General features: G+C 37.1%; 14 protein-coding genes. 13 read left to right on the forward strand and 1 reads right to left on the reverse strand.

Features of this window, described 5'->3' with window-relative positions; genetic code table 11:
• Window positions 1-157: 157 nt before the first annotated feature.
• From secA to LG296_RS04975, 3 genes are all read left to right on the forward strand, one after another.
• On the forward strand, window positions 158-2662 hold the full coding sequence (secA, locus tag LG296_RS04965) for a preprotein translocase subunit SecA (protein ID WP_404427965.1): 2505 nt from the start codon (window positions 158-160) through the stop codon (window positions 2660-2662).
• A 132-nt stretch (window positions 2663-2794) separates the two neighbouring features.
• Window positions 2795-3899 (forward strand): peptide chain release factor 2 gene (prfB, locus tag LG296_RS04970; RefSeq protein WP_404427966.1). Its coding sequence is split into 2 segments (ribosomal slippage): window positions 2795-2866 and window positions 2868-3899, totalling 1104 coding nucleotides; the frame shifts between segments, so codons are not numbered across the junction.
• Window positions 3900-4156: 257 nt separating this feature from the next.
• Window positions 4157-4561: a hypothetical protein gene (locus LG296_RS04975; RefSeq protein ID WP_251401386.1), complete on the forward strand. Its 405-nt coding sequence runs from the start codon at window positions 4157-4159 to the stop codon at window positions 4559-4561.
• Here the strand turns inward: LG296_RS04975 and LG296_RS04980 are convergent.
• The gene (locus LG296_RS04980; RefSeq protein ID WP_251401385.1) at window positions 4515-5090 is read right to left on the reverse strand and encodes a competence protein ComK; all 576 of its coding nucleotides are present in this window, start codon (window positions 5088-5090) and stop codon (window positions 4515-4517) included. The two genes, LG296_RS04975 and LG296_RS04980, sit on opposite strands and share 47 nt — an antisense overlap.
• A gap of 287 nt (window positions 5091-5377) precedes the next feature.
• Between LG296_RS04980 and LG296_RS04985 the strand changes: the two genes are divergently transcribed.
• The 10 genes from LG296_RS04985 (at window position 5378) to LG296_RS05030 (ending at window position 19766) form a co-directional block, all read left to right on the forward strand.
• Window positions 5378-5644 (forward strand): IDEAL domain-containing protein, encoded by a 267-nt coding sequence (locus LG296_RS04985; RefSeq protein ID WP_404427587.1) that lies wholly within the window; start codon window positions 5378-5380, stop codon window positions 5642-5644.
• 269 nt (window positions 5645-5913) lie between these two features.
• A complete protein-coding gene (gene uvrB / locus LG296_RS04990; protein WP_404427588.1) occupies window positions 5914-7893 on the forward strand; it encodes an excinuclease ABC subunit UvrB in 1980 nt (659 codons plus the stop codon).
• 6 nt (window positions 7894-7899) lie between these two features.
• Entirely contained in the window at window positions 7900-10767 is a 2868-nt protein-coding gene (uvrA, locus tag LG296_RS04995; RefSeq protein ID WP_251401382.1) for an excinuclease ABC subunit UvrA, read from the forward strand.
• Window positions 10768-10858: 91 nt separating this feature from the next.
• The gene (locus tag LG296_RS05000) at window positions 10859-12079 is read left to right on the forward strand and encodes a DUF4097 family beta strand repeat-containing protein (RefSeq protein ID WP_404427589.1); all 1221 of its coding nucleotides are present in this window, start codon (window positions 10859-10861) and stop codon (window positions 12077-12079) included.
• Window positions 12080-12623: 544 nt separating this feature from the next.
• Window positions 12624-13898: a group II intron reverse transcriptase/maturase gene (gene ltrA / locus LG296_RS05005; protein WP_404427262.1), complete on the forward strand. Its 1275-nt coding sequence runs from the start codon at window positions 12624-12626 to the stop codon at window positions 13896-13898.
• Between the two features lie 558 nt (window positions 13899-14456).
• On the forward strand, window positions 14457-15143 hold the full coding sequence (gene ftsE, locus LG296_RS05010; protein WP_251396780.1) for a cell division ATP-binding protein FtsE: 687 nt from the start codon (window positions 14457-14459) through the stop codon (window positions 15141-15143).
• Window positions 15133-16029 (forward strand): permease-like cell division protein FtsX, encoded by an 897-nt coding sequence (ftsX, locus tag LG296_RS05015; RefSeq protein WP_404427590.1) that lies wholly within the window; start codon window positions 15133-15135, stop codon window positions 16027-16029. Before ftsE ends, ftsX begins: the two co-directional genes overlap by 11 nt.
• Before the next feature lie 75 nt (window positions 16030-16104).
• Window positions 16105-17394: a murein hydrolase activator EnvC family protein gene (locus LG296_RS05020; protein ID WP_404427591.1), complete on the forward strand. Its 1290-nt coding sequence runs from the start codon at window positions 16105-16107 to the stop codon at window positions 17392-17394.
• A 180-nt stretch (window positions 17395-17574) separates the two neighbouring features.
• A complete protein-coding gene (locus LG296_RS05025) occupies window positions 17575-18159 on the forward strand; it encodes a peroxiredoxin family protein (protein WP_404427592.1) in 585 nt (194 codons plus the stop codon).
• Window positions 18160-18323: 164 nt separating this feature from the next.
• Window positions 18324-19766 carry a S41 family peptidase gene (locus tag LG296_RS05030; RefSeq protein WP_251396790.1) on the forward strand — a complete coding sequence of 481 codons (1443 nt, stop codon included), beginning with the start codon at window positions 18324-18326 and terminating at the stop codon, window positions 19764-19766.
• The last annotated feature ends 147 nt before the right edge of the window (window positions 19767-19913 follow it).

Genomic DNA, 19913 nt, shown 5'->3' on the forward strand with positions numbered 1-19913 from the left:
ACTCCGTGTACCAGGCACCCAAACAATTCCCAAACAATTCTCCTTAATATATGTGGGAATGCTTTAATTTGTTTTAGTGGATGGTACGGACATTTGCACCTACTCTATAGGAAATGATAAAATGAAAATTGAGACTATATGGGAAGTGAAAAAATCCATGGCAAACATTTTAAATAAAATTTTTGATCCGAACAAAAGAGAAGTTAAAAAATTAACGAAAATTGCAGATCAGGTAGAGGCGTATGCTTCTCAAATGGAACAACTGAACGATGAGGATTTAAAAGAAAAAACAACAGAATTTAAAGATCGCTACCAAAAAGGCGAGACTTTAGAGCAACTGCTTCCAGAAGCATTTGCTGTTTGTCGTGAAGCAGCACGCCGTGTATTGGGGATGTATCCTTTCCGCGTGCAAATTATGGGTGCAGCAACTTTAAATGAGGGTAATATTGCGGAGATGAAAACAGGGGAAGGTAAAACTTTAACTGCTACGATGTCTGTGTATTTAAATGCATTAACTGGAAAGGGCGTTCACGTTGTTACTGTCAATGAATACCTTGCGACACGTGATGCTACAGAGATGGGCGAGCTTTATAATTTCCTTGGCTTAACAGTAGGTTTAAATTTAAACAGCCTGACTAAGGATGAAAAGCGCGAAGCTTATGCAGCAGATATTACATATAGTACGAATAACGAGCTTGGATTCGACTATCTACGCGATAACATGGTTGTTTATAAGGAAGAGCGTGTGCAACGCCCTCTTCACTATGCAGTAATTGACGAAGTTGACTCGATCTTAGTCGATGAAGCACGTACGCCACTGATTATTTCGGGACAAGCTGGTAAAACGGCACAGCTTTACCTGCAAGCCAATATGTTCGTAAGCCGATTAAAAATCGAAGAAGATTACACTTATGATGAATCAACAAAAGGTGTTACGTTAACTGATAACGGTATTGGGAAAGCAGAAAAAGCATTTGGTATTGAGAATTTATTTGATTTATCACATGTTCGATTATTGCATGCCATAAACCAATCATTAAAAGCGCATGTTTCCATGCATCGTGATGTTGATTACGTTGTGCAAGAGGGCGAAATTATTATCGTTGATGGATTCACTGGTCGTCTTATGAAGGGCCGCCGCTATTCTGATGGGCTTCACCAAGCTATTGAAGCAAAAGAAGGCGTAGATATTCAAAATGAATCGATGACAATGGCTACAATTACGTTCCAAAACTACTTCCGTATGTACGAAAAGCTATCTGGTATGACAGGTACTGCAAAAACAGAGGAAGAAGAGTTCCGTAATATTTATAATATGCAGGTCGTTGCGATTCCAACGAACAAGCCAATTGCTCGGGATGACAGACCAGATTTAATCTTCGCTACGATGAATGGGAAGTTTAATGCGGTTGCATCTGAAATTGCTGAGCGTCACAAAAAAGGTCAGCCTGTTTTAGTCGGTACGGTTGCTATTGAAACGTCAGAAATTATCTCTGATTTATTAAATAAACATAAAATTCCACATAATGTATTAAACGCGAAGAACCATGAACGGGAAGCAGAAATTATTGCCAATGCGGGTAACCGAGGTGCCGTAACAATTGCCACAAACATGGCCGGTCGTGGTACTGACATTAAGCTTGGTGATGGTGTGCTTGATCTTGGTGGTTTAGCCGTTATTGGTACTGAACGCCATGAATCACGTCGTATTGATAATCAGCTGCGCGGTCGTTCAGGTCGTCAAGGGGATCCAGGGTTAACGCAATTCTACCTTTCTCTTGAAGATGAGCTAATGCGTCGCTTTGGTTCTGATAAGATGAAAACGATGATGACTAGACTTGGAATGGATGATAATCAACCAATCCAATCGGGTATGGTATCAAAAGCGGTGGAATCAGCACAAAAACGTGTGGAAGGAAATAACTTTGATGCTCGTAAACGTTTATTACAATACGATGATGTTCTACGTCAGCAGCGTGAGGTTATCTATAAAGAACGTCGCGATGTATTAGAAACTGAAAACATGCGTGTTCTTGTTGAAACAATGATCCAGCAGTCAATTGAAAATATTGTTGGTGTTCATACACAGGGCGAGTCAAAAGATTGGAACCTAAAATCGCTAGAAGATTATATCCAAGCGAATTTATTAGAAGAAGGTGCCATTAAAGCAACCGATCTTGAAGGAAAAACTTCAGAAGAAATTATTTCCTTTATTTACGCTGAGGTACAAAAACGCTACGACGAAAAAGAAGAAATGTTAACACCAGAACGTATGCGTGAGTTTGAAAAGGTTATCTTACTTCGTTCGATTGATACAAAATGGATTGACCATATCGATGCGATGGATCAATTACGTCAAGGGATTCACCTACGTGCTTACGGTCAAACAGATCCATTACGTGAATATGAACAAGAAGGATTTGCAATGTTTGAGGACATGCTGACATCTATTCGTGAGGATGTAACAAAATATGCATTGAAGGCGCAAATTCGCAACAATCTAGAGCGTGAAGAAGTGGCAAAAGGACAAGCTGTGAATCCAAAAGAAGAAACAGCGCCAAAGAAAAAGCAGCCAGTACGTAAAGTAGAAAACGTCGGTCGTAATAATCCATGTCCATGTGGTAGTGGTAAGAAATATAAAAACTGTCATGGTGCTGAGTAATTTAGTTTACTAAAAGCCTTTTACTACAAATAAATTCTAAGAACGAACACTTGAACCGTAGTCATCTTTTTCTTATGGAATCGATGACACGGTTCTAACAGTTTTAAATACGAGTATGGAGGATTTTAAATGATTGAATTATCAGAAGTAAGAAATGTGCTAGAAACTACAGCCTCAAAATTGGCGGACTTTAGGGGGTCTCTTTGACTTAGAAAACAAAGAGGCACGTATTCAGGAGCTAGATGAATTAATGCTTATGCCTGATTTTTGGAATGACCAAAATGGGGCACAAACAGTAATCAATGAAGCGAATGGGCTAAAAGCAATTGTCAATGAATTTAACGACCTTGTGGAAACACAGGAAAATCTAGAAATGACATTGGAGCTTTTAAAGGAAGAGCCAGACGAAGAGCTTCAAGAAGAATTAGGCACTGAAATTGAAGATTTTGGTCGTAAAATGGACGGCTTTGAGCTACAAATGCTTTTAAGTGAGCCATATGATAAAAATAATGCCATCTTAGAGCTTCACCCAGGTGCAGGTGGGACAGAATCACAGGACTGGGGTTCAATGCTTTTACGTATGTATACGCGTTGGGCTGAAAAACATGGCTTTAAGGTTGAGACAATGGATTACTTACCAGGGGACGAAGCAGGGATTAAATCTGTTACCCTGTTAATTCAAGGACATAACGCCTATGGCTATCTAAAAGCAGAAAAAGGGGTACACCGTTTAGTGCGTATTTCACCGTTTGACTCTGCTGGGAGACGCCATACATCCTTTGTTTCTTGTGATATCATGCCAGAGTTCAATAACGAAATCGAGATTGATATTCGCACAGAAGATTTAAAAATAGATACGTATCGTGCAACAGGTGCTGGTGGGCAGCATATTAATACGACGGATTCAGCTGTTCGTATTACACATATCCCAACTGGTGTTGTGGTATCCTGCCAGGCAGAACGTTCACAAATCAAAAACCGTGAAAAAGCAATGAACATGTTAAAAGCGAAGTTGTATCAGCTTGAAATTGAAAAACAACAGGCTGAGCTTGATGCAATTCGTGGAGAGCAAAAAGAAATTGGCTGGGGCTCTCAAATTCGTTCATATGTTTTCCATCCGTATTCAATGGTAAAAGATCACCGTACAAACTTTGAAACTGGTAATGTTCAAGGTGTTATGGATGGCGATTTAGATGATTTTATCAATGCATATCTCCGTTCTCGTATCGGTCAATAACAATTATAAAAACCTTTTTAGCTTTTCCATGCTAAAAAGGTTTTATTTTATGCTTATCTAAGGTGTAATTTAAATTAGTTATTTAGCAAATTTAGTTCTTTAACAAAAATGATTGCAATCTTAAATTATCTCTTCTTCGACTCTCTTTAGGGTTGATGAAATTCCCCATTATTTACCTCCAAATCATAATTGCATTATTTCTGATTTGTTGTATTATAATAATAAGAACAAATGTTCTATTATTAGGAGGGTTTTTAATGGCACATATTCCCATTGAAGCTGTCCCATATCTAGAAGCAGCAATATATTTACCTATGCTCCTGATTGTACTAGAAAATGATCAAGCACAAATAGAGACTGGGCAGTTTAAATTAAAGCGTCCATATATTTATTTAATTGATGAAGCAAGAAAATATGCTGAAAGTGAGTTAAGAAGCACTAAGGTGTATTTGAAAAATCATCAATTAAGAGTAGTACAAGGTAGACGAGATGAAATGTTTACAGAATATCAATTTCATTATAAGAAGGTCATGGATGTTCGAAGATACTCGAATATTAGATTGAGAAATCATGTTGAAGATTTACTTAAAGAATTCTTAAATAAAGCTTCACATACTAATCATCTTGATCTAGATCTTGATCTTGATTTAGCGGATAAATAGGATTAATTGGTTTAAGGGGTTTTGGCTTAGGTTTATTTTCAGGTTTAATCTCTTGTTTTAGATTAAAGACATGTTTATATAACTCAATTGCACGTAAATATTGTGTTTGAAAAGAAGTAAAGCTAACTGGTAATGGATGCTCTTTTCCATCAGGCAGAGTAATTTCGGTAGGAAGTTTAGGGTCGCTGATGATTGAAATGCCATGAAGTCCAATCCAAATATTATTAGGTGACGAAGGAGAATAAATTGGAATCATTATATTTGGTGCTTCCAGATGAGGAAGATTGATTGGCACCTTATGCTTATCTTTACCAAAGAAATTCTTTGAGAACCGAATTGCTGCGTTATAATTATATCCAAATAAATCGCAAGACTTACGAATTATGTAAAACGGCTTACGCTTTACAATATACTCGCCATTTTTATCAAAAATGTAAGAATAAATTTTTTCTCCCTCTTTGTATGGCGCAACCAAATAAGTATCTAAATTAATCCGGTATGAATCTAAAACAGGTATATCCTTTGTCATTGAAAAATTCCTCCTTAGATAATTTTTTAATGCTAAATAACTAATTTAAATAAATCATAATATGAACTTTTTACTGATTCAACAGAAGATTTTGACAACTTTGTGAAATTATATTTAAATAATAATTTCATTGTATTAACTAGGAATATAGTGGAAAATAAAGGATTCATCCCAAAGTGTAGGAATTTTTCCCTAAGCTCATGAAAAAATAGATCTATTTTTCAGAAAATATTGCAAATTGATATCTGTTTTTTTATAATAGAAAAAAGGGAATCGGGGTGATATCGATGGATAAATATTATTCATACACAGATTTTCTTAAGGCAGTTGGACACTATCAACATGCAAACGAATCTGAAAAGTTATTGAATGACATTTATTTGGACTTGTTTTTGAACCGAATGCAAAGATTGCAAAGAATTGAACAGCTGAAAGATCTCATCGATAGTGCATTAGACGAAAGAAACGAAGAAGCTTTTTATGAGTACACAAAAGAGCTAAGTGAATTACAAGAAACTCAAGAAATGGAAGAGACACAAGAGTCGGTAATGTAAATGAAAATAATGTTTAAAAAGTCGCCTTGGCAGTAGTCCCTCTTAGGGATATGAAACTGAAGGCGACTTTTTGTGTTTAGAGTAGTGAAAATGATGGAAAAGAATAAAATCATAGACAAATTCCACATCAGATGTTTTAAAAGATTAAAATTAGAAAATAGTAGAAGTAAGAAATAAAATTAAAAACGTACGTTCGCATATTTCTCGTAATTTAAAAAGGGATATGTTAAAATAAATATACAAGATTTGGATGGAAGGACGAACAAAAAATGGCCACTTTTGACTTACAATCTGTATACCATCCGAGTGGCGATCAGCCGAATGCCATACAAGAGCTTGTGAAGGGCATTCAAGAGGGCAAAAAACACCAAACGTTACTCGGAGCAACAGGTACAGGAAAAACTTTTACAGTTTCTAATGTTATACAAGAAGTAAAGAAGCCAACGCTAGTAATTGCACATAATAAAACATTAGCAGGACAGCTTTATAGTGAATTTAAGCAGTTTTTCCCCAACAATGCAGTAGAATACTTTGTTAGTTACTATGATTACTTTCAGCCAGAAGCGTATGTACCGCAAACAGATACATACATCGAAAAAGATTCCAGCATAAACGATGAAATTGATAAGTTAAGACACTCTGCAACATCCGCACTGTTTGAAAGAGATGATGTAATTATCATTGCTTCAGTATCCTGTATTTATGGCTTGGGGAATCCGGAAGAATATCGAGAAATGGTTGTTTCCATACGAACAGGAATGGAAATCGAACGAAATCAATTATTAAGAAAATTAGTTGATATCCAATATGAAAGAAATGATGTCAATTTTACACGCGGGACATTCCGAGTAAGAGGAGACGTTGTTGAAATATTCCCAGCTTCAAAAGATGAAAAATGTCTTCGTGTAGAGTTTTTTGGAGATGAAATCGACCGAGTTCGTGAAGTAGATGCATTAACAGGTGAAATTTTAGGTGATCGTGATCATGTTGCCATCTTCCCGGCATCCCACTTCGTAACACGTGAAGAAAAAATGGTGAAAGCTATTGAAAATATCGAAGTGGAACTAGAGCACCAGCTAGAAAAATTCCGTTCAGAGGATAAATTATTAGAAGCACAGCGATTAGAGCAACGTACAAACTACGATTTAGAAATGATGCGTGAAATGGGCTTCTGTTCAGGTATTGAAAACTATTCGCGTCACTTAACCTTGAGAGATGCTGGCGCTACACCTTATACATTACTCGATTACTTCCCAAAGGACTTTTTACTTGTAGTCGATGAGAGTCACGTAACATTGCCGCAGATTCGTGGAATGTTTAACGGTGACCAAGCCCGAAAAGGCGTTTTAGTAGATCATGGATTCCGCCTACCATCTGCCTTAGATAACAGACCATTGAGATTTGAAGAATTTGAAAAGCATGTAAGTCAGGCAATTTATGTTTCTGCAACACCAGGGCCATATGAAATAGAGCATACACCAGAAATGGTAGAGCAAATCATTCGTCCAACAGGATTGCTAGATCCAACAATTGATGTACGACCAATAGAAGGACAAATAGATGATTTAATCGATGAAATTAACGAACGCGTAAGAAAACAAGAGCGAGTTCTTATAACGACATTGACGAAGAAAATGTCAGAGGATTTGACGGCTTATTTAAAAGAACTGGGCATGAAAGTTGAGTATCTTCACTCAGAAATTAAAACACTTGAACGAATTGAGATTTTAAGAGAGCTGCGTAAAGGAACCTATGACGTCCTAGTAGGAATTAACCTACTGCGAGAAGGATTGGATATTCCTGAGGTTTCTCTTGTAGCAATTCTTGATGCTGATAAAGAAGGATTTTTACGCTCTGAACGTTCACTAATTCAAACGATTGGACGAGCTGCCCGAAATTCAAATGGGCATGTCATTATGTATGCAGATCATATTACAGATTCCATGAGAAAAGCGCTTGATGAAACAAAACGTCGTCGTTCTATTCAAGAAGACTATAACACAGAGCATGGCATTACACCGATGACAATTCAAAAGAAAATACCTGAATTGATTCGAGCAACTCAAGCAGCAGAAGCCGAAGAGACTTACATGACAAAGGTGACAAAAGGAAAGAAAATGACAAAGTCCGAAATCGAGAAGCTTGTTGCATCGCTTGAGCTAGAGATGAAAGAAGCAGCAAAAGCACTTGATTTTGAACGTGCCGCAGAATTGAGAGATACAATATTTGAACTGAAGGTAGAGGGATAAGCAATCGTGAAAAATACTGAAATAGTAGTGCAGGGTGCACGTTCAAATAATTTGAAGAATATTAACGTTACTATTCCTCGAGATAAGCTAGTTGTCATTACCGGCTTATCTGGGTCAGGAAAGTCTTCCCTGGCATTTGATACAATCTACGCAGAAGGACAACGCCGTTATGTTGAATCCCTTTCTGCGTATGCAAGACAATTTTTAGGTCAAATGGATAAACCAGATGTTGACTCAATTGAAGGACTATCTCCTGCAATTTCGATTGACCAAAAAACAACGAGTAAAAATCCTCGTTCCACAGTAGGAACAGTAACAGAGATTTATGATTATTTACGTCTTTTATTTGCACGTATTGGGAAACCGATTTGTCCAATCCACGGGACAGAAATCGCTTCTCAAACCATTGAACAAATGGTAGATCGATTATTAGAATATCCGGAGCGAACAAAAATGCAGTTATTGGCGCCGGTAGTATCAGGACGTAAGGGAGCACATGTCAAATTGCTTGAGGATTTAAAAAAGCAAGGATATGTACGTGTCCGTGTAGACGGTGAAATGCAGGATTTAGACGACTCGATTGAGCTTGATAAAAATAAAAAACATAATATCGAGGTTGTAATTGACCGTGTAGTTGTTAAAGAGGGCATCTCATCTCGTTTATATGAGTCACTTGAAACAGCCTGTAACTTAGCTGATGGAAAAGTACTAGTGGATGTGATGGAGCATGAGGAATTACTCTTTAGTCAGCATCACGCCTGTCCATTATGTGGATTTTCAATCGGCGAATTAGAACCGCGTATGTTTTCTTTCAACAGTCCCTTTGGCGCATGTCCTTCATGTGATGGACTAGGAACAAAACAAGAGGTTGATTTGGATTTATTAATTCCAGACTGGGAGAAAACTTTGGAAGAGCATGCAATTGCTGCATGGGAACCAACTAGCTCGCAGTATTATCCACAGCTCCTGAAGGCTGTTTGTACACATTATGGTATACCAATGGATGTACCGGTTTCGCAAATACCAAAAAGTCAGATGGATAAAATTTTATATGGCTCCGATGGCGAGAAAATCCATTTCTATTACCAAAATGAATATGGCAGTGTTCATAACAAAGCGATTGAATTTGAAGGGGTTGTGCGCAATATTGAGCGACGTTTCCGAGACTCTACTTCAGATTATGTTCGTGAACAAATGCAAAAGTATATGACTGAACAAGCTTGTCCATCGTGTAAAGGCTATCGTTTAAAGCCTGAGACACTTGCAGTAAAAGTAGAGGGTTTACATATTGCAGAAGCAACACAGCATTCGGTAGGAGATATGTTTGGATTTTTCTCCAATTTAACGCTTTCAGAAAAAGAGATGCAAATTGCTAGACTCATTATTCGAGAAATTACTGAGCGATTAAGCTTTTTAATAAATGTTGGGCTGGATTATCTAACCCTTTCTCGTGCTGCTGGTACTTTATCAGGAGGAGAGGCACAAAGGATTCGTCTTGCAACACAGATAGGCTCACGCTTATCAGGAGTTCTTTATATTCTAGATGAGCCATCGATTGGATTGCATCAGCGAGATAATGATCGACTGGTGGCAACAATGCAGGATATGCGTGATTTAGGAAACACATTGATTGTAGTTGAGCATGATGAAGATACAATGATGGCAGCCGATTATTTAATTGATGTGGGACCTGGAGCTGGAGTTCATGGTGGTGAGATTGTAGCTGCTGGAACACCAGTAGAAGTGATGAACGATTCAGCATCGATTACAGGGCAATATTTAAGTGGCAAGAAATTTATTCCTCTTCCAATCGAGCGTCGTAAATCTGATGGAAGAAAGCTAACGATCAAAGGTGCAACAGAAAATAACTTAAAAAATGTAAAAGTAGATATTCCTTTAGGCCAATTTATAGCTGTAACAGGGGTTTCAGGCTCTGGTAAATCTACACTGATTAACGAAATTTTATATAAGGCACTTGCACAAAAATTAAATCGTGCAAGAACAAAGCCTGGTGCATATAAAGAAATTACAGGCATTGAACATTTGGAAAAGGTTATTGATATCGATCAATCTCCAATCGGTCGAACACCTAGATCAAATCCTGCCACATATACTGGCGTATTTGATGATATTCGCGATCTTTATGCTTCAACTAACGAAGCGAAAATTCGTGGCTATAAAAAGGGACGTTTCAGCTTCAATGTAAGAGGTGGTCGCTGTGAGGCTTGTAGTGGAGACGGTATTATCCGAATCGAGATGCACTTCTTACCAGACGTCTATGTTCCATGTGAGGTGTGTCATGGAAAACGCTATAACCGTGAGACACTAGAGGTACGCTATAAAGAAAAAAACATTGCCGAGCTATTAGATATGACGATTGAAGATGCAGTAGTATTCTTTGAAAACGTCCCTAAAATTCAACGAAAACTCCAAACAATTGTGGATGTAGGTCTCGGTTATATGAAGCTGGGGCAACCTGCTACAACTCTATCAGGTGGAGAAGCGCAGCGTGTAAAACTTGCCTCAGAATTACATCGCCGTTCAACAGGGAAATCTATTTATATTTTAGATGAACCTACAACTGGGCTTCATGCACATGACATTGCACGTTTGTTAAAGGTACTCCAACGACTTGTTGAAAATGGAGATACGGTGTTAGTAATCGAGCATAATTTAGATGTTATTAAAACAGCAGATTTCCTAATCGATTTAGGTCCAGAGGGTGGAGAAAAGGGTGGTACAATTTTAGCAACTGGGACACCTGAAGAAATCGCCGCAAACGAAAAGTCGTACACAGGGCACTATTTAAAAACTGTATTAGACCGCGACCGTAAACGCATGGATACTTTATTAGCAGAAGCAACGAATAAATAATAAATGACGAAATTTAAAGGTAATATATGAAACTTTTTAACCTCCCTCAGCGTATAACTATGTATACACACAGAGGGAGGCTTTTTTGAAAATGGAAAACGAACGCAAGCGCATATTAAAATTAGTTGAAAACGGAACAATCTCAGCTGAAGAGGCGATAGTTTTACTTGAGGCGTTAACAAAAGAACAGAACTCCACTCAACCTACAATCGTTCCTCTAACTAAAAGTACAGTAGAAGAGGCAAAAGCTACACAAGAGCATAGTGGGGCATCACAACAACAAACAACTGAAGAAAAGAAATCAAAAGCAACAGGCTTTGAGGACATTTTTGGCAAAGCATTCAACAATACTGATACAAATAAAAAAATGGATGAATTCATGAATGATTTAAAACAAGATCTCTCGCATTTTAGTGAACGAGTAATGGGATTAATGAATACAACCTTTACGAAAATTAAGGATTTCGATTTAGAATTTCCATTTGGTGAAAAAGTACAGTTTGATAAAACATATACCTTTGATGCACATGCAGTAAAAGGAATTGAGATTGACCTCCCTAATGGAAAAGTAGATATTGTTAAATCAGACGTGCAACAAATATTAGTGGAAACACAGGTTAAAACGTCCATTATTGACCATGATGAAGTAAAAACAAAAGCTCAATTTGAAGAGAAATTTGTAAACTTAACAAATGACAAATTAACGATTTCTGTTTCAACAAAGCTTTCTCAGGTTTCATTACGACTAGTGGTACCAGAAAAACTATATGATCTTCTGTTAATCCGTTTATTAAATGGCAGTGTAACGATTCAAAATTTAGAATCTAAGCTATTAAAAGTAAAGACTTATAATGGAGCAATTAAAGTTGATCAAGTATCCTTCCAGCATGCCAATATTGAGACAGGAAATGGCTCAATTGATTTGCGTAATGTCAAAGGTGAAGCTTTAGAAGCTGAGACAGTGAACGGACGCATTTATATCGATGGCGAGCTGCAAGAGGTGGAAGCTGAATCTGTAAACGGTGCAGTGGTTATTACTACAAATGCAAAAGATGCTAGAAAAGTAAAAGCCCAAACGGTTGCAGGAGCTGTTGAACTATATGTTCCAAAATCTATATCCTTGGATGGACAAGTGGCAACAAACTTTGGCAAAGCAGATATAGGTTTACCTGATGTAGAAACAAGACTGGAAGAAGACCAATTCTTCCTTAAAACCTACCACTTCGATAAAATTATCGATGATGCCAATATTTTAAAACTAAACGGTGAGTCACGAACTGGCGCTATCGTCGTTCGCTACATCGCAGAATAAATTAAAAAAACGAATCGCAGATCAATCGCGGTTCGTTTTTTCGTGTGTGCCAGGCATGGCAACTATCTAGGTGGTGAAAGTCCACTGTGGGGGTACACATCGACCAACCACTAAGGAAGCGCAAGGTACTTATCGTGAGGTAAGGGCTGGAGGAAGCGTGGAATAAAATCTTGGCTCGACGAACAGAAATCTGATACTAAGGCTCTATAAAGGGATAAGGCTCCACGACAAGTCAAAGTCCAAAAGATGTGCGTAGCTTTGTAGGGTAAATCAGGCGAGTGAAAGAGGAAAGATAGTTGTCTTACCCTGGGAGGTCTTGCGGATGTACCAAAAGTACAGTCGAAAAAGGTTAGTCGCAAGAAGTCAGCAGATGCCATAGTAATGACCTTTGGTCATGAAGGGCAGAACAATTTATAGTGTTTCAACACCACAAATGCGTAAGTGACGGACTCCGAATGTGTTAATGGTGAAAGTATGAGCGTATCTCAAATGATAACCAAAATGGAGATATTACTTACTACGTGAGAGGAAAGGAGAAACGAGTGTGCAACTATTAGAAAAGATTCTAAGCAATCGAAATATGAATGAAGCCTATCTACGTGTCTTTAGAAATAAAGGTGCAAGTGGTGTCGATGGAATAACGGTCGATGAACTTAAACAATATCTGAAAGAGAACAAGGATGAGCTATGTCAGCGCATCAGAACTAGAAAATACCAACCACAAGCTGCCTTAAGAGTGGAGATTCCAAAAGAAAATGGTAAGATGCGCAAACTGGGAATACCAACAGTAGTGGATAGGGTCGTTCAACAGGCAATTCATCAAGTACTCAGTCCGATATTCGAAAAAGAGTTTAGTGAATTCAGTTACGGTTTCAGACCAAATAGAAGTTGTGAGATGGCAATTATAAAAAGCCTCGAATTTCTGAATGATGGATACAATTGGATAGTGGACATTGACCTTGAAAGATTTTTCGACACAGTCAACCATGATAAACTAATGCGAATTATATCCAATACAATCGATGATGGAGATGTCATTTCTTTAATAAGAAAATACTTGGTCAGTGGGGTTATGGTAAAGGGTAAATATGAAGAAACACCGGTTGGAACTCCGCAAGGAGGAAACCTCAGCCCACTGTTAAGTAACATAATGTTGAATGAACTGGATAAGGAACTAGAAAGTAGAGGTCTTCAATTCGTAAGATATGCGGATGACGCTCTTATCTTCGTGAAGAGCGAGAAATCTGCAAATAGAGTTATGGAATCAGTCGTGAAGTTTATAGAAAAGAAATTAGGATTGATAGTCAATGCAGAAAAGAGTAAAATCGCTCGTCCAAAAGATTTGAAATTCTTGGGGTTTGGTTATTACTACGATTCAAAAGACAAGAAGTATCAAGTTCGACCACATCCAATGTCAGTACAGAAATTTAAAAGGAAACTTCGGCAATTAACAAAGCGAAACTGGAGCATACCGTTAGACTACAGAATAATGAAACTAAAACAAGTAATATTCGGTTGGGTAAATTACTTTAGAACTGCAAAAATGAAAACGGCTATGCGAGAAATTGATATGAAACTACGCTCAAGAATAAGGGTAATTATTTGGAAGCAATGGAAGGTACCGAGAAAGCAGATTAGGTCTCTAATCCAATTAGGGATACCCGAAGAAGAAGCCAAAGGCTTAACATACTGTAGGAAAGGTTATCGATTTATCGGATTATCGAAAGTTGTTCATAGAGCTATCTCTAATAAAAGACTAGAACAGAGGGGAATACCCTCTGCTCTTGAACGTTACTTAAAAGTACACACTGTAATATAAATTGAAACGCCGTATACGAGATCCGTACGTACGGTGTTGTGAGAGGGGCGAGAACTTATTCTCCCTCTACTCGATTATTATTTTAAAATTTAAGGGAAAGCTTAACAGAACCTTATGTATGAGTGTTTTATACATGGATATTCACATTTCAAACTAGCACATTTGGGATAAAAGTCATATGGGTTGGCCAAGAAATATCACACAACAAGCTGTGATAGAATAACAAACTTATTCTATTTTATTAAAGGTGACTTGTATGCTTAAGTCGCTTCCATGCATTACAATACATAAGTATTGTTATTAGTAATAGCTAATTTTCCTTTTAAATTCTATTTTTAATTTAAAAGGGATTTTTGTCTGTTTATGGAATAATAGAAAGAGGTAAGAAAAGAAATAGTTCTATACGCATAGAAAATATGGAAAAATTACAAATTCCATCCGTCCTAACAAGAAATATGAAATGAAATTGTAATAAAATCTTAGGAAATGAATGCTATAATGGATGTTGAGTGAAAAAATCTATTTTAATAGAAACTTGAAACTTAGGTGGTTTTATTTATGATTCAAATGAATAACGTCGTAAAGAAGTATCCAAATGGTGTTGTTGCAGCAAATGGAATTTCTATAGATATAAAAAAAGGTGAGTTTGTCTACGTAGTTGGCCCAAGTGGTGCTGGTAAATCTACTTTTATAAAACTAATGTATCGTGAAGAAAAGCCTACGTCAGGTGAAGTTGTTATAGCAGGAATGGATTTGACGAATCTTAAAAATCGACAAGTTCCGCTACTTAGACGTCAATTAGGTGTAGTATTCCAAGATTTTAAATTACTACCAAGACTTAATGTATATGAAAATGTTGCATTTGCTCTTGAAGTTATAGAAGAAAACCCAAAAGATATCCGTAAACGCGTGATGGATGTTTTAGACTTAGTTGGTCTAAAGCATAAAGTTCGTATGTTCCCAAATGAGCTTTCAGGTGGAGAGCAGCAGCGTGTGGCAATCGCTAGGTCAATCGTTAATATGCCTAAGGTTGTAATAGCGGACGAGCCTACGGGTAACCTGGATCCGGAGACTTCCTGGGAAATCATGAATATTTTTGAAGAAATTAATACACGTGGAACGACTATCGTTATGGCAACACATAACCGTGAAATTGTTAATACAATTAGAAAACGTGTTATCGCTATCGAAGGCGGTTTAATTGTACGAGATGTATACGGAGGTGACTACGGCTATGAAAGCTAGAACAATCCGACGACATTTTCGTGAAAGTATAAAGTCACTTGGCCGAAATGGTTGGATGACTTTTGCATCGATTAGTGCTGTAACTGTCACATTACTTTTAGTAGGTGTCTTCACTATCATTATGATGAACTTAAACAAAGTGGCAGATGATATTGAAAATGATGTGGAAATTAAAGTGTTAATAGATATTATTTCCGATCCAACTGAAGCTAAAACAGCTGAAGAACAACTAATGGAAGAAATTAAGGGTTTACCTGGAGTTGAAGAGGTCGTATATTCATCTAAGGAAGAGGAACTTAATTTATTAATAGCAGGTTATGGAGAAGAACTTAGTCTTTTTGAGCAAAGTAATCCATTAAACAATGTGCTTTATGTAAAAGCAACAGAGCCTCAACAAACAGCTAGTGTTGCAAAGGCAATTGAAAAATTCGAGTATACACAAGAAGTGAAGTATGGAGAAGGTAAGGTTGAAAAACTATTTAGTTTCTTAAATACAAGCCGAAATGTAGGTTTAATCTTAATAGTAGGCTTATTATTTACAGCGATATTCTTAATTTCCAACACAATTCGAATTACGATTATTGCGCGTAAAGATGAGATCGAAATTATGAAGCTAGTAGGAGCAACAAATTCTTTCGTGCGAATTCCATTTGTTTTAGAAGGAATGTGGCTAGGTGTTTTAGGCGCATTGATTCCAATTGCTGTAGTATCAATAGTTTATGTTAATATTTTCAACATCGTTCAACCAAAGCTGGACGGTGAATTTTTACAGCTGCTTAGCGCTACTCCACTACTATATCAAGTAAATGGATTACTCCTGATAATGGGTGTGTTCATTGGGATATGGGGAAGCTTCATGTCAGTAAGAAAATTCCTAAGGGTATAATTATGCCTGTCTTGCGAAAAAAGTAGAATAAAAAAGTAGAATCCTGTGTAAGAAAGTTGAAAGGGGTCTTAATCTGTGAAAATAAGTAAAAAACCATTCCAAATTTTTATGGCAACAACTGCCCTGGTACTTGCTCTTCAAGTACCAGTTACATATGCTGCAAGTCTATCAGATTTAAAAAATGAAAAATCTGAGGTAGAAGAACAAAAAGATCACTTAAGCAATGAAATCAAAGAAAAATCAGCTGCAATTGATTCTATTAAATCAAAACAAGAGGTTCTTTTAAATCAAATTACCCAAATTACAGATAAAATAACAAATACAAATAATAATATTAATCAAGTTACACAAGAAATTGCTGTAGCTACACAAGAAATTGAAACATTAAAAGCTGATATTATTGCGTTACAGGCTAAAATTGACCAACGTAATGAACTACTTGCAGAGCGTGCTCGAGCACTTCAGGCAAATGGTTCTGTTAGTTTCCTAGACGTTTTACTTGGCGCTAATAGTTTTGTAGATTTCATTGATCGTTACTCCGCTGTTAATACGTTAATGGATGCCGATCGTCAAATTATGAAAGAGCAAAAACAAGATCAGGACAAGCTAGAGGAGCAAAAGCTTACTTTAGAAAAAACGAAAAAAGAATTAGAAACAAAAAAAGCTGAGCTTGATAGTTTAAAAGCTTCACTTAACTCTCAAAAGAAAGAGAAAGATAATTTAATCGTTCAATTAGAGGCTCAACAAAAGCAGATTGCTAGTGAGAAAGAGGTATTAGAAGAGCAATATGAAGAAGCAGTAGAAATAAGTGATGAAATTAATGCTCAAATTGCTTCAGAACAAAAAAGATTACTAGAAATCGCTCGTCAACAAGAAGCTGCAAGAAAAGCTGCAGCTGCTAATAACTCGAAAAATAATGGTGGTGGCACTTCTGCACCAGCAGTTTCTGCAGGAAATTGGACAAAGCCGGCGAACGGACGTTATACAAGCCCTTATGGTGCTCGTATTCATCCAATTTCAGGTCAATATAAATTCCACTACGGAATCGATATTGCCAACAGCACAGGTACTCCAGTCGTATCAGCAGCAGATGGTGTAGTATCTTACGCAGGAAGTCTTTCTACTTTTGGTAATGTTGTTATGGTAACTCATTCAATCGATGGGCAAATTTTCACTTCTGTTTATGCTCACTTAAATTCAATTCACGTGGGTGTTGGAACACAAGTATCAAAAGGTCAACAAATTGCAGGAATGGGGAACACAGGTGGTTCAACAGGAACTCACTTACACTTTGAAATTCATGTAGGTACATGGGTAAAACAAAGTGTTGGAAGTGTAAACCCACTAAATTATATTTCTTTATAGCAGTTACAAAGCAGGCTTATTCGTGATTATCACAAATAGCCTGCTTTTATTATGCTTTAGGAATTTCTAATAATTCGACATCTGTGGTATTCTTATGAAGATAATGAAAGAGAGAGCCTCAAAAAAAGAAGCTTTAGCTCTCTTCAATAAAGTATTTTTTTCTATCTTGGAGGGTGGAAAATGAAAAAGAAAGCAATTGGGCTAGTCGTTGTAATGGCACTCGTAGTCATAATGCTAGGTACTTATATAAAAGATCAAATAGAAGCAAGTGAAGCCATTTCTGAACAAGCAGTTTCCTATGAAATGAACTTGGATCAAGAGGAAGGGTTAGCAAAAGGACAAATTGCTCCAGACTTCACTTTAAAAACTATAGCAGGAGAGTCTGTTACACTGTCTGAACTAAAGGGGAAGAATGTTGTTTTAAACTTTTGGGCAACCTGGTGTCCACCCTGTAAAAAAGAAATGCCTCATCTTCAAAAGTATTATAAGGAAGATGCCAAAGAAGATAATGTTGAGATTATTGCTGTAAATCTGACACATACCGAAAGATCATTAAATGCGATTAAAACAGTGCAGCAATTTGTGGAGAGCTATAATTTGACATTCCCAATTCCTTTAATGGAGGAACAGGGTGTTGATAAGCTTTATCAAATTATCACCATTCCTTCTACCTTTATGATTGATTCAGAAGGACGCATCCAGTATCACATCGTTGGTCCACTTGATCAGGATACGATAGGAGAGTATGTAGAGAGTTTGGACTGAGCAAGTAAATAAATAGAATCTCTATTCTTTAATCGTTTTTTTTCTATTAAGATAAGCAAAAATGCTTAATTTATTTGAAGAATAAGTTGCAAAATTTAAAAATCGGCTTTTCCATGTGTTATCCCTTTTCGTTTTTTCATAGAGTGTACGAGAGGGGGTAAACAATGAGGAAAAGTCGATTTTTTGTATTACTAGCTGTGCTTTGTATAATTATAGCTGGCTTTATATTCTGGCAAAGCTCGAAGGATTCTGAAATGGGAGGCGCTAAAGTCAGTGATATCGCAGTTATTGACCAAGCCTATTCTTTAATTAAAGAAAACTCTGTTTATGGAACTAAGGAATCTGCACTTATTGAAGGAGCAATACGAGGAATGGCAGGAGCCCTTCAAGACCCGTATAGTACTTACTATACTGAGAAAGAGGCTGCACTGCATAAGCAATCTTTAGCTGGACAACGTGTTGGCATTGGTATTGAAATCACAGAAAAAGACGGGAAATTCATTGTTGTTTCACCTGTGAAATCATCACCAGCTGAAAAAGCAGGAATTCGTCCTTTTGATGAAATTGTACAAGTTGACGAAGAACGACTTGATGGGAAAACTCTTGGGGAATTGATGCAAATGATTCAAGGTGAAGCTGGCGAAAAAATTAGCCTTGTATTGTATCGACCAAGTACAGAACGCCATATCAAAATCAGTGTTGAACGAGCTGAAATGAATAACAAAACAGTTGCATCAAAGGTGATGAAGGCTGAAGAGACTGACATTGGTTACGTATCGATCTCCATGTTTGGTGAAAAGACAGCTGAAGAATGGGTTGAAGCAACGAAGAAATTAATCAGTGAAGATGTAGAAGGAATTATAGTGGATCTCCGTGATAATCCAGGCGGATATTTACATAGCGTAGCAGCTGTTGTAAGTAGTATCGAGAAGGAAAATGATGTTTTTGCATATATGCAAAATGGAAAAGGGGCTATGGAGCCATTAAAAACTTCAAAGCTTGAAGTGGATGAGTATTATTTAGAAGAAATGAAAAAATTACCGATTGTAGTTCTTCAAAATGAAGGTAGTGCATCGGCAAGTGAAGTGATGGCTGGCGCAGTTCAAAGCTGGGAGCGAGCGTTGCTTGTAGGTTCTACTAGCTTTGGTAAAGGAACTGTTCAAGAAACATGGGGTCTTGATAATGGTGGAGAATTAAAATTATCTACAAATAAATGGCTTACTCCTGAAAGACAATGGATTCATGGAAAAGGGATTGAAGCAGATATCGAAGTGGAACAGCATCCTTTGTTCTCCCTTGAAGTACTCCCATTAACAGGAGAATATGCTGAAGGTGATTTTAAAGAAGAGGTTGCCTACACCCAAAAAGTATTAAGTGGACTTGGCTATAATGTGGCAAGAACGGATGGCTTCTATGATGAAAATACCGCTGAGGCAGTTATGCTTTATCGTGAGCAAAATGACCTGAAAAAGGGACGTCATATGGATGATGATTTCTTTGCAAGTATTAGTGAGCAAGTAGTCAAGTATAAGAAAAATGTAGAAAATGATGCTCAATTAAACATGGGTCTTAGTGTAATGATGAATCGCTTAAAAGGGGATATTTAACTAAGTCTAATAGGTTTTAGATAGATTTAAAATAATTCCTCTCAGTATTGAAGGCTTGCTTGCAAGAAAAATACAATTTTATGCCGAAATAGTTAGATTCTATCTACGCAATTCATTGCTCGTTTGATACAATGACATTAGTTAGTA

The organism is Ureibacillus chungkukjangi (assembly GCF_044795995.1).
GTDB lineage: Bacteria > Bacillota > Bacilli > Bacillales_A > Planococcaceae > Ureibacillus > Ureibacillus chungkukjangi.